Origin of the sequence: Paraburkholderia sp. RCC_158 (assembly GCF_041355255.1) — a bacterium.
GTDB lineage: Bacteria > Pseudomonadota > Gammaproteobacteria > Burkholderiales > Burkholderiaceae > Paraburkholderia > Paraburkholderia graminis.
On the sequence record NZ_JBFUPM010000001.1, the window covers coordinates 891,214 to 902,745 of the forward strand.

Genomic DNA, 11,532 nt, shown 5'->3' on the forward strand with positions numbered 1-11,532 from the left:
AGATGCTGATGGGCGGGTTCAGGACCAGCAGTCCCCGAACCCGCCCAAGCCCTTCTTAAACCAGCCCCGTCGTGTAATAAACGGCGATCACGAAGAACACCGCCAGCGTCTTGATGACCGTCACCGCGAAAATGTCGCGATACGACTGACGGTGCGTCAACCCGGTCACCGCCAGCAGCGTGATCACCGCGCCGTTATGCGGCAGCGTGTCCATGCCGCCGCTTGCCATTGCGACCACGCGGTGCAGCACTTCCATTGGAATATGCGCCGCCTCCGCACCCTTGATGAACACGTCCGACATGGCCGCGAGCGCGATGCTCATGCCGCCCGACGCCGAACCGGTGATGCCCGCCAGCGAACTGACCGACACGGCCGCATTGACGAGCGGGTTCGGAATGCTCTTCAGCGCGTCGCTGACCAGGACGAAGCCGGGCAACGCCGCGATCACGCCGCCGAAACCATATTCCGACGCCGTATTCAGCGACGCCAGCAGCGCGCCCGCCACGGCGGCCTTCGTGCCGATCGCAAAGCGCTCGCGCACGCGGCCGAACGCCGTAACCACAACCATGACGATGCCGAGAAGCAGCGCGCCTTCGACAGCCCAGATCCCCAGCACGGTTTTGATCGTCGTGGTGAGCGGCGTGTGAACGCCCGGCAAAATATCCGGCGCGACGGTGTACGAGGTGCCGTACGCGTCGGGGATCCAGCGAGTCAGGAAGAAGTTAGCGACGCCCACCAGAACCAGCGGCGCAATGGCCAGCAACGGATGCGGCAATTGCTTCGACTCGACGCGCTCCGGCTCGTTGACGAGTTCCGTGCCGTAGCCTTCGCCGGTTGCCATCGCCGAGCGGCGGCGCCACTCGAGATAGGTGAGACCCACCACGATGATGAACAGCGAGCCGATCACGCCGAGCGCGGGCGCGGCCCACGACGTCGTCTTGAAGAACGTCGTCGGGATGATGTTCTGAATTTGCGGCGTGCCCGGCAGCGAATCCATCGTGAACGAGAATGCGCCGAGTGCAATGGCGCCAGGCATCAGGCGCTTCGGAATATTGCTCTGGCGATACAGTTCGGCGGCGAACGGATAGACCGCGAACACCACGACGAACAGCGAGACGCCGCCGTAGGTAAGCAGCGCGCACACCGCGACGATCACCGCATTGGCGCGCGAGCGGCCGATATAGCGAATCGCGGCCGCCACGATCGACTCCGAGAAGCCGGACAGTTCGATGACCTTACCGAACACGGCGCCGAGCAGAAAGACCGGGAAATACAGTTTGACGAAGCCGACCATCTTCTCCATGAAGATGCCCGTGAACACGGGCGCGACGGCGGCGGGATCGACCAGAAGGACGGCGCCGAGCGCGGCGATTGGCGCGAAAAGGATAACGCTGTAGCCGCGATACGCGGCGAACATCAGAAACGCCAGCGCGGCAAGGACGATGACAAAGGACATTGAGTCTCCAGAAGCTTGGTTTGTTCTACGTGTACGCCGTCTCCCGCTGACGACGGCATGGCGCCCGCGAACGCAGGTTCCATGCCATGCGGCCGGCATCGGCTCGCGCGCTGACGCGGCGGGCCAAAAGCCGGCAAAACCGGGAGACGTGGCGCCGCCGATTGTACCCAAACGTCTCCAAACGGGGACGTCAATCCTGCGAAATGTGCCCGGTATTGACACGAAATCCGCATAGCGATGGGCTTGTCGGCGATCTCCACCTTGAGATAAGCTTGTCCACGAAAAGAGACAAGCGACAAATAGAACGATAGCCGGAGACATCGACAACATGATGAACGACTGGGCGGGACTTCCCGCCATCTACGGCGACGTGCTGCGCCGCGCGATGGATTCCCTCTTCCGCACATTCGAGAACTTCAGCGAAGGCACGTTTATCGTCGACGCCGACGCGCGCGTCGTGTGGATCAACAAGCGCTACGCGGCGCGCTTCGGCTTTGCCGACCCCGAGCAGGCGATTGGCCGCGATTGCGAAGCGGTGATTCCAAACAGCCTCATGCGCGAGGTCGTCAAAACCGGCAAGCCGATTCTGCTCGACATTCTCGAAACGGACCGCGAGCCGCTCGTCGTCACGCGTCTTCCGCTGAAGGACGACGCCGGCGCGACGGTCGGCGCCGTCGGCTTCGCGCTGTTCGACGAGTTGAAGGCGCTCACGCCGCTTTTCTCCCACTACTCTCGCGTGCAGGAAGAATTGATCGCGACGCGTCAGTCGCTGGCGCAGGCACGCCGGGCCAAGTACACGTTCGGCAGCTTCGTCGGCACCAGCGCGGCCAGTCTCGAAGTGAAGCGCCAGGCGCGCCGCGCGGCGCAGCTCGAATCGCCGGTGCTCTTGCTTGGCGAGACCGGCACTGGCAAGGAACTGCTCGCGCATTCGATCCACGGCGGCTCGGCTCGCGCGAATCAGCCGCTCGTGACCGTCAACGTGGCGGCGATCCCGGACACCCTGCTCGAAGTCGAATTCTTCGGCGCAGCGCCTGGCGCGTACACGGGCGCGGATCGCAAGGGACGGGTCGGCAAGTTCGAGCTCGCGAACGGCGGCACGCTGTTTCTCGACGAGATCGGCGACATGCCGCTGCCTTTGCAGGGCAAACTGCTGCGCGTGCTGCAGGACAAGGAGTTCGAGCCGCTCGGCTCCAACCGGATCGTGCGCGCCGACGTGCGGATCATCGCGGCCACCTCCGCGGATTTGCCGGCGCTGGTCGCGGCGGGCCGTTTCCGCGCCGATCTGTTCTATCGACTGAACGTGCTGACGATTCATGCGCCGTCGCTGCGCGAGCGCACGTCGGACATTGAAGCGCTCGCGTACGCAATGCTCGAGGACCTGTCTACGCAGGCACGCGGCGGCAGTCACTACGAATTGCAGGACGACGCATTGCGCCTCTTGTGCTCGTATGCGTGGCCAGGCAACGTGCGCGAGTTGCGCAATACGCTGGAGCGCGCGGTGATGCTGTCGGACAGCGAGCGGATCGACGCGCGCGCGCTGGCGCCGTTCATCGGTTCGGGACAAAGCGGCGCGCAAGGCGCGACGGCGCAGACGCCGGACGGCTCATCACAGACGGCTGCGAGCGGCGCGGATGCGGCGCGCGAGCCATCGTCATGGAGCGACGCGATGGCGGCGTTCGAAAAGCGCTTCCTGAGCGATGCGTTGCGCGCGAACGGCGGGCGCGTGATCGAGACCGCTGCGCAAATCGGCATGGGGCGCGCGACGCTGTACAAGAAGATCGCGGCACACGGCATCCAGGTTTGAGCGGAGCGGGCCTGCATCCTGTCACGCAGCGTCATGGCCGCGTGGCACAATCGCGTGATCGAAAAACAAGACGTGATCGGGGTTTCATATGAACCGGAGCTTCTCTTTCCTTGCGCGCTATCTCGGCCTGATGCTGGCGGTGTCAGCCGGCGCCGCGCTGGGCGGCTGCGGCAGCAGCGCGCCGCTGTTTCTGTCGGACGGCCGCCCGACGACGCTGGTCGAATGCCCCGCGGGTTCCGACTCCTGCGCGCAGCAGGCGGCCGCAAGCTGCAGCGGCGGTGCGTTCGACACCGTGCGCCAATCCACGAGTAACGGCACGCTTAGCCTGATCTACGCCTGCCGCGCCAGGTAACGCGATGCGCGCCGCGTCATGCGGCGCGCGGCCGGACTTTCACTGTATTCTGCGATTCGCAACCCGTCGACGGGCTGCGCTCGCCTTCCTTTAAAAAGCGGCTTAATCCGCGCGCCGTTGTCTGCGCTCTCCTCATTACTCCACGTGCGCGTTTCCCGATACGTGCATCCGCGTCATAAATATATGCTTCTAATGCGGCGAGACGAAGGAAGTTCCACTATGCGCGCCGCATAATGAATTTCGATTTGACAAGATTTATTCCGAACGGATCGACAGCAATAAAAAGTCACTGTATTTTTTCGCACTGGAGTGAAGTCGGTGCGGAAGGTAACGGAACCCTGAATTAAGCGGCAGTATTCTATTTTCACAGGTTCGCTAACGCATGCGATCAGCAGCTTTTGCCGGATAGGGAGGCCAATCGGCAAAAGGCGGGAAGAACTTGCCGACCAAGAAAAACAGGCTTTGAGCGGCACAATCTGTGCTTAACGTTGCGTTTCGAATTAAGTCAACGAGCATTCCGGGGAAACGAATGAATCACCATCAACTCGAAAAAGACATCCGACATCTAGAACACGTCATTTCACACATTTCCGCTGAAGACCGAATACCGCTGTCTTATTGGCGTAACCGCATCGATTCGGTTTCCGGCGCGGTTCGCGTGCCAACGCAAGTCAATCGCATCAAACGGCTGAATGCCGCGCTCGCCGCACTCGAGGAGCGCCAAAAAGCCTGAGGCGATAGCCTCTGCTGTCGGCAGCGGTTTTTCGCCTCATTTCGATCCATCGACGAAGCCAGGCCGGACAACATCGATATGCAAGCAGTGGGATTTTCATCGCCTCGGCTCGCGGTGCTGACGGGTACGTTGCAGGGCTACGTCGAACGAGGCGATGTGGCCGGCGTCGTCGCGCTCGTCTGGCGGCGCGGCGCAACCGCATACTTCGAGGCGCTCGGTCTGCGCGACGAAGCCGTGTCATTGCCGATGGAGCGCGACACGCTGTTTCGCATCGCGTCGATGACCAAGCCGGTGACGAGCGCCGCCATCCTCATGCTGGTGGAAGAGGACCGGCTCACGCTCGACGCTCCGATCGCGCAGTGGCTGCCTGAATTCGCCGCGCCGCGCGTGCTGTGCGACCCCGGCGGCCCGCTCGATCAAACCGACCCGGCGCGCAAGCCGCAGACCGTGCTCGACTTGCTGACTCATCGCGCGGGCTTCGCTTATCACTTCACGGCGACCGGGCCGCTGGCCGAAGCCTATGCGGCCGCCTTCAACGGTCTCGACGCGCGCGCCGATGTGAACGCGTGGCTCGCACGCATCGCCGGATTGCCATTGATGTTTCAGCCCGGCTCGCGCTGGCACTACAGCGTCGCCACCGACGTGCTCGGCGCATTAATCACACGAGTGACCGGCATGCCGCTGGGCGAGTTTTTCCGCACGCGGATTTTCGAGCCGCTCGGCATGCGTGACACCGCTTTCTGGGTGCCCGAGCCGCAGCTCGCCCGCCTGGCCACTGCCTATGGCGTCGATGCCGGCACGCGGCGGCGCGTGGTCGAGGATCACGCGTCGGCGAGCCGTTGGGCGAATCCGGCGCGTTTTCAAAGCGGCGGCGGCGGGCTCGTTTCCACCGCGCAGGACTATCTGCAATTCGCGCAGTTGCTGTTGCGGCGCGGACGCGTCGGCGACACGCGCTTGCTCTCGCATCGCTCGGTCGATCTGATGCGTTCGAACTTTCTGACGCGCGAGCAGCGCCGCCTGCCGGCGTTCGGTCATGCGATGTGGACGGGTCAGGGCTTTGGCCTCGGCTTGTCGATCGTCGACGATCCTGCGCAGCAGTTGCCGCAAGGCTATCGTTCGATCGGCTCTTTCGGCTGGCCCGGCGCTTTTGGCACGAGCTGGTTCGCCGATCCGGTGGAAGATCTTATCGGCGTCATGCTGATTCAGCGCCGTTCAATCGATCCGTTTCCCATGGCAGTCGACTTCGAACGTCGCGTGTACGATGCAATTGACGATTGAGCGCGCGCCTCGCCGATGGTCCGCCGCTCGTTCAAGCGCCGCACGATGACGGGCTTTCTCTTTCCAGCGTTTTTTGGTCTGATAGCGTCCGCATGTCGGTCCGCCACAATCAATGGGAGCATTTCGTCATGGCCTCTTACAAGCAGTTGACCGCTCAGCTCGAAAAGCTTCACAAGGAAGTTGCGGCGGCTCGCGAAAAGGAGATCGCGCAGGCGATCGCCGACATCAAGCAGAAGATTGCCGAGTACGACCTGACGGCCGAGGAACTCGGCTTCGCGAAAACTCGTACGGCGGCGAGCAAAGGCGCTGCGGTCGCCAAGTATCGCAACCCGAAAACCGGCGAGACGTGGAGCGGGCGTGGCCGTTCGCCGGGCTGGCTTGCGGGCAAGAATCGCGATCGTTATCTGATCGACGCGTAGGGCGCATTGCGTGACCCATCACTCTCAGGTGACGATGCCCGCGGCTTTTTTCGCACCGCTGCGCAAGTCCCGAAAACGCTCACCTTTGCTTCAAATTCCCGATTCGACTGGTGAATAGAAACCGGCGGCTTGCACCTGGCGGCATTGCTTCGGTGAGCCTGGTTTCTCTGCGGCGCGCACCGGCCGCGGGGTGAGCCCGGCGCAAGCATCGGGTCTCACCGACGCGCCGCAAACCCGCGCCAGCCTTTGCTGGCGGGCATTCCCAGGCTGTGCGAAGAATCCGGCGAAGCTTCCGCTGCGTCCGTCGGCCTTTCACGGATAGGCGTCGGCGCGCGGCTCGCGCGGTATCGTCGGTGCAATAAGCACTTCGCGGATGCTCACCTTTCGCTGTCCTCCACGCCTCGTCGCTGCTAGTCCCGAAAACCCTCACCTTTGCGCGCGTCGTCACCGGCAACGCGATGCGTCGTAACGTTCGCCCGCGCTCGTCGGGACAAACCCGGAGTTGAGTTCGCCTCATACCCCGGATCAAAACTCATCGATACATGGTCGCGGACGCCGAACGCCACAATCGGTCATCCACTTAACTCGACGGAAAGACCATGAGCGTATCGGCGGACAAACAACTCTTTATCGGCGAAGGATTCGAAGGGCCGGGCGTGAACCTCGCGCATATCAACGTGCTGGTCGGCCCACGCAACGGTCCTGCGGGGCAAGCGTTCGCGACGGCGCTGGCGACGCCTTCGGCGGGTCACGCGCCGTTCGTCGTCATCGCGCGGCCGGGCGTGCCGACCAAGCCGTTGACGCTCTACGTGAACAAGGCGCAGATCGGCAGCGAGTTTCACGGCAACGCGACGTGGGGCGCGTCGCAGGCGGGCATCGCGAAGGCAGTGGCCGAGTCGCTCGAGAACGGCACGCTGCCGCCCGAAGCGGAGAACGACTGGGTGGTCGTATCGGCGAACTGGGTCAATCCGGCCACCGACGACCTCGACGCCGTCTTCGAAAACAACTACCGCGCGTGCAGGAACGCCATTGTCGCGGCGATGAAAGGGCTGCCGCATCGCGACGAAGTGTTCGCGGCCGCGCGCGACGTCTCGAATCCCTTCTACACGCCGAAACAACGCTGACCACACGCGGAGCGCGGCGCCGACCGCACGCGCCGCATCCGAACTACAAGGAGACAGGTTTCATGGAATACATTCGCCTCGGCCAATCCGGCCTGAAGGTTTCGCGCTTGTGCCTCGGCACGATGAACATGGGCACGCCGCACTGGAAGCCGTGGATTTTCGACGAAGCGCGCAGCGAGCCCATCGTTCGTCACGCGCTCGAGGCCGGCGTCAATTTCATCGACCTCGCCGATTTCTATTCGACGGGCGTCGGCGAAGAAGTCGTGGGCCGCATTCTGAAGCGCCTCGCGCGCCGCGAGGAAATCGTCGTGACGACGAAGGTCGGCTACGACATGGGCGTGTATCAGAACGCCGGCGGCCATTCGCGCAAGCACATCATGGACAGCATCGACGGCTCGCTCGCGCGCCTCGGCATGGACTACGTGGACATCTACATGCTGCATTTCTTCGACGTGAACACGCCGGTAGAGGAAACCATGAGTGCGCTGAACGATATCGTTCGCGCGGGCAAGGCGCGCTATATCGGCGTATCGACCATGTACACGTGGCAGTTCGCGAAGATCATGCAGGTCTGCGAGCGCAACGGCTGGCATAAGCCGATCAACATGCAGTTGCAGTTGAATCTGGCGTATCGCGAAGAAGAGCGCGAGATGATCCCGTATTGCCAGGATCAGGGAGTCGGCGTGTCGGTGTTCAGTCCGCTCGCGCGCGGCCTGTTGACGAGCGACGCCAACTCGACGCGCAATCAGACCGACTTCTTCACCGCGCAAATGTACGGCGATAACGTGTCGCGCGAAATCGCGGCGTCGGTCGCTCGCGTCGCCGCGCGGCGCGGCGTGTCCGCGGCGCAGATCGCGCAGGCATGGGTGCTCAACCACGAAGGCGTAGCGAGCATGCTGGTCGGCGCCGATACGCCGGCGCAGTTCGACAGCGCGCTCGCCGCGCTCGGCACGACGCTCTCCGACGATGAGTTCTTCGAACTCGAACGCAATTACACACCGTGCGATCTGATCAACGATTACACCGCCGGCAAGCGCATTGCGCGCGAGCCGCGGCTTGCGCAAGGCGCGTTCGTCGAAAACCTGGAGAAAGCGGCATGAGCGAACTTCTTCGAACCGGGCATTACATCGGAGGCGAGTGGTATGAAAGCGCGGAGACCTATGCGGTCCGCAATCCCGCGACAGGCGAAGTGATCGCGCAAGTCGCGAAGGGCGGCGCGGCGGAGACGGCGCAAGCCATTGCCGCCGCCGAGCGCGCGCTTTCCGCGTGGCGCTTGCTGACCGCGAAAGAGCGTGGCGCGCGCGTCAGGCGTTGGGGCGAGTTGATGCTCGAGCATCGCGATGCGCTGGCCGAGCTGTTGACGCGCGAACAAGGCAAGCCGCTTGCGGAAGCGCGCGGCGAAGTCGGCTATGCGGCGAGCTTTTTAGAATGGTTCGCGGAGGAAGCGAAGCGCGCCTATGGCGACGTGATTCCGAGCCCGAATCCGAACGCGAAGATCATCGTGACGCGCGAACCCGTGGGCGTCGTCGCGGCCATCACGCCGTGGAATTTCCCGCTCGCGATGATCACGCGCAAGGCCGGTCCCGCGCTCGCGGCCGGTTGCACGATGGTGCTCAAGCCATCGGAAGAAACGCCGTTGTCCGCGCTTGCACTGGCCGTGCTGGCCGCGAAAGCGGGCATTCCGCCGGGCGTGTTCAACATCGTTTCCGGCGATGCCGCCGCGATAGGCGGCGCGCTGACCGAATCGGACGTGGTGCGCAAGCTGTCGTTCACGGGCTCGACGCGCGTGGGCAAATTGCTCGCGAAGCAGTCGGCGGATACGTTGAAAAAGCTCTCGCTCGAGCTTGGCGGCAATGCGCCGTTCATCGTTTTCGACGATGCCGACATCGACGCCGCCGTGCAAGGCGCGATGGCTTCAAAGTTTCGCAACACCGGGCAAACCTGCGTGTGCGTCAATCGCTTCTATGTGCAGGACGGCGTCTACGACGCGTTCACGCAGGCACTCGCACAGGCCGCGCGCAAGATGCGCGTGGGCGACGCGTTGCAAGGCGACGTCGAACAGGGTCCGCTGATCAATCAGGCTGCGTTGAGCAAGGTCGAAGCGCACGTCGCCGACGCATTGCAGAAAGGCGCCAAGGTGTTGACCGGCGGCAAGCGGCACGCGCTGGGCGGCACCTTTTATGAGCCGACGGTTCTCGTCGATGCATCCAGTTCGATGCTGATCGCGCAAGAAGAAACCTTCGGGCCGGTCGCCGCGTGCTTTCGCTTCAAGACCGAAGACGAAGCCGTTACCGCTGCCAACGCAACGCCGTTCGGACTCTCCGCGTATCTGTACACGCGCGATCTGGCGCGCGCGTGGCGTGTCGGCGAGGCGCTCGAAAGCGGCATGGTCGGCATCAACGAAGGGATTCTGTCCACCGAAGTCGCGCCGTTTGGCGGCGTGAAGCAATCGGGCCTTGGCCGCGAAGGGTCGAAGTACGGACTCAATGAATACACCGAGCTTAAGTACATGATGATGGGCGGCTTGGGGCGCTGATCGTTGGACCGTTGGCGGATGTCGTTACGCGGCATCCGTCGCTCAGAACAATCACAGGAGACAAGATGAATAATCAGGATATCCAGGCAAGTGCGCTCGGCCTCGCGCCTGCGTTCCCCGCTGCGGCGTCGTCCGCGACGCGCGCCGTTTCCATCGACGACGTGCCGCTGAACGCCTTTCACGTCAAGATTGCGGGCCTCACGTTCGGCGCGCACTTCACCGAGGGATTCGCGCTCGGCACCATCGGCTACGCGCTCGCCGCGATGAATCGTCAGATGCCGATCGACGCCTTCTGGATGGGCATGATCGGCAGCTCCGCGCTGATGGGCATTTTTCTCGGCAGCCTCGTGTTCGGCTGGCTGTCGGACCGGCTCGGCCGGCAGAAAATTTTCCTGATGAGCTTTGTCATCATCACCGTGGCAGCTTTTGCGCAGTTCTACGTGCACTCGCCTTTCGAACTGTGCTTGCTGCGCGTGCTGATCGGCTTCGGCATGGGCGGCGACTTCGCCGTCGGACATGCGATTCTCGCGGAATTCTCGCCGCGCAAGCATCGCGGAACATTGCTTGGATCGTTTAGCGTGATATGGACCGTCGGCTATGTGGTCGCAAACGTGCTGGGCATGCATTACGCCGATGCGTCGCCCGATGCGTGGCGCTGGCTGCTCGCCTCGGCGGGAATTCCTGCGGTGATCGTGCTGGTCGCGCGCATGGGCACGCCGGAGTCGCCGCGCTGGCTGCTCGGCAAGGGCCGCGTTGCGGAGGCGAAGTCGGTCGTGCTGAAGCACTTCGGCGAAAAGGTGACGCTCGACGGCGTGCACGACGAACACGCGCAAACGGCCAGCGGGTTCATGCGTCTCTTCGAAAAAGACCTGATTCGCCGGACGATTTTCAACTGCGCGTTTTTCGTGTGTCTCGTCATTCCGTACTTCGCGATCTACACGTTCTTGCCGACCATCCTGAAGGCGATTCACCTGAACAACGATTCAGGCGCGGATCTGCTGCTGAACGGCTTTCTGGTGCTTGGCGCACTGATTGGGATCTGGCTGACCATCAAGCTGTCGCGGCGACTCTTCCTGATCGGCTCGTTTGCGGTGACGTGCGTTTCGCTGATCGCGTTGAGCGTGCTGCCGGAATCGGCGACGCTCGCGATGATCGTCGCGTTCGGCATTTTCACGCTGACCATGTCGGCGTTCTCGAATCTCGTCGGCGTGTTCCCGCCGGAGTGCTTTCCGACCGAAGTGCGCGCGTGCGGCGTCGGTCTCGCGATTGCGTGCAGCCGTCTCGGCTCGGCGGTGGGTACGTTTCTGTTGCCGCTCGGCATTGCCGGCTTCGGGTTTCACGTCACGATGATGGTGCTGGCGGCGGTGCTGCTCGTCGGCATCCTTGTGTCGATCGCGTGGGCGCCTGAAACGAAGCATTTGACGTTGAACCAGGCCAGCGGCGGGTAGGGGTATTTGCGGCGAGCCGGGAGCCGCGAGCCGCGAGCCGGGAACCGCGAACCGCGAACCGCGAACCTCGAACCTCGAACCTCGAACCTCGAACCTCGAACCTCGAACCTCGAACCTCGAACCTCGAACCGCGCGCGAACTGCCCGGCGCCCGCCGCCAAGTTCCGCTCGCCACGGCGACCACTACGGCACGAAGGCACGACCGCCCGCGGACCACTGCAACGATCTAACGCACTCTCCGCCTCCCCAATCCCCCTCCCCAGACAGCCGCCCCTCGCGGGCGGCTTTCCCACGTCCGGCGCCCCGGCGTGTATCATTCGTTCCCTGCGCTGTTCTGCGCTGGCGATTATCCGTATTGTCGAACGCTCGTTCCCGACCTGTTT

The 11,532-nt window shown here is 63.3% G+C and carries 10 protein-coding genes; 9 read left to right on the forward strand and 1 reads right to left on the reverse strand.

Translation table 11 applies throughout. The features are described from left to right. Positions 1 to 55 precede the first annotated feature (55 nt). Positions 56 to 1,456 (reverse strand): GntP family permease, encoded by a 1,401-nt coding sequence (locus AB6809_RS04040; RefSeq protein WP_006047500.1) that lies wholly within the window; start codon positions 1,454 to 1,456, stop codon positions 56 to 58. A gap of 328 nt (positions 1,457 to 1,784) precedes the next feature. Here AB6809_RS04040 and AB6809_RS04045 point away from each other — a divergent pair, with 328 nt between their 5' ends. From AB6809_RS04045 to AB6809_RS04085, 9 genes are all read left to right on the forward strand, one after another. After that, positions 1,785 to 3,260: a sigma-54-dependent Fis family transcriptional regulator gene (locus tag AB6809_RS04045; RefSeq protein ID WP_029967346.1), complete on the forward strand. Its 1,476-nt coding sequence runs from the start codon at positions 1,785 to 1,787 to the stop codon at positions 3,258 to 3,260. An 88-nt stretch (positions 3,261 to 3,348) separates the two neighbouring features. After that, positions 3,349 to 3,612 (forward strand): hypothetical protein, encoded by a 264-nt coding sequence (locus tag AB6809_RS04050; RefSeq protein ID WP_029967347.1) that lies wholly within the window; start codon positions 3,349 to 3,351, stop codon positions 3,610 to 3,612. Positions 3,613 to 4,141: 529 nt separating this feature from the next. Beyond that, positions 4,142 to 4,345, forward strand: a complete 204-nt coding sequence (locus AB6809_RS04055; RefSeq protein WP_006047503.1) for a hypothetical protein — start codon at positions 4,142 to 4,144, stop codon at positions 4,343 to 4,345. A 78-nt stretch (positions 4,346 to 4,423) separates the two neighbouring features. Next, positions 4,424 to 5,623: a serine hydrolase domain-containing protein gene (locus AB6809_RS04060; protein ID WP_371026014.1), complete on the forward strand. Its 1,200-nt coding sequence runs from the start codon at positions 4,424 to 4,426 to the stop codon at positions 5,621 to 5,623. Between the two features lie 128 nt (positions 5,624 to 5,751). Next, positions 5,752 to 6,042 (forward strand): H-NS family nucleoid-associated regulatory protein, encoded by a 291-nt coding sequence (locus AB6809_RS04065; RefSeq protein ID WP_006047505.1) that lies wholly within the window; start codon positions 5,752 to 5,754, stop codon positions 6,040 to 6,042. Between the two features lie 599 nt (positions 6,043 to 6,641). After that, positions 6,642 to 7,166: a formaldehyde-activating enzyme gene (gene fae, locus AB6809_RS04070; RefSeq protein ID WP_029967349.1), complete on the forward strand. Its 525-nt coding sequence runs from the start codon at positions 6,642 to 6,644 to the stop codon at positions 7,164 to 7,166. Between the two features lie 62 nt (positions 7,167 to 7,228). After that, positions 7,229 to 8,266, forward strand: a complete 1,038-nt coding sequence (locus tag AB6809_RS04075) for an aldo/keto reductase (protein ID WP_029967350.1) — start codon at positions 7,229 to 7,231, stop codon at positions 8,264 to 8,266. Then, positions 8,263 to 9,702 (forward strand): NAD-dependent succinate-semialdehyde dehydrogenase, encoded by a 1,440-nt coding sequence (locus AB6809_RS04080; RefSeq protein WP_029967351.1) that lies wholly within the window; start codon positions 8,263 to 8,265, stop codon positions 9,700 to 9,702. The genes AB6809_RS04075 and AB6809_RS04080 overlap by 4 nt, the downstream gene beginning before the upstream one ends. A gap of 65 nt (positions 9,703 to 9,767) precedes the next feature. Further along, positions 9,768 to 11,150, forward strand: a complete 1,383-nt coding sequence (locus tag AB6809_RS04085; protein WP_371026015.1) for an MFS transporter — start codon at positions 9,768 to 9,770, stop codon at positions 11,148 to 11,150. Positions 11,151 to 11,532 lie beyond the last annotated feature (382 nt).

Coding starts and splice junctions, on each gene's coding strand:
- fae (WP_029967349.1), top strand. CDS start 6,642: ATGAGCGTATCGGCGGACAAACAACTCTTTATCGGCGAAGGATTCGAA.
- AB6809_RS04045 (WP_029967346.1), top strand. CDS start 1,785: ATGATGAACGACTGGGCGGGACTTCCCGCCATCTACGGCGACGTGCTG.
- AB6809_RS04060 (WP_371026014.1), top strand. CDS start 4,424: ATGCAAGCAGTGGGATTTTCATCGCCTCGGCTCGCGGTGCTGACGGGT.
- AB6809_RS04075 (WP_029967350.1), top strand. CDS start 7,229: ATGGAATACATTCGCCTCGGCCAATCCGGCCTGAAGGTTTCGCGCTTG.
- AB6809_RS04050 (WP_029967347.1), top strand. CDS start 3,349: ATGAACCGGAGCTTCTCTTTCCTTGCGCGCTATCTCGGCCTGATGCTG.
- AB6809_RS04080 (WP_029967351.1), top strand. CDS start 8,263: ATGAGCGAACTTCTTCGAACCGGGCATTACATCGGAGGCGAGTGGTAT.
- AB6809_RS04040 (WP_006047500.1), bottom strand. CDS start 1,456: ATGTCCTTTGTCATCGTCCTTGCCGCGCTGGCGTTTCTGATGTTCGCC.
- AB6809_RS04085 (WP_371026015.1), top strand. CDS start 9,768: ATGAATAATCAGGATATCCAGGCAAGTGCGCTCGGCCTCGCGCCTGCG.
- AB6809_RS04065 (WP_006047505.1), top strand. CDS start 5,752: ATGGCCTCTTACAAGCAGTTGACCGCTCAGCTCGAAAAGCTTCACAAG.
- AB6809_RS04055 (WP_006047503.1), top strand. CDS start 4,142: ATGAATCACCATCAACTCGAAAAAGACATCCGACATCTAGAACACGTC.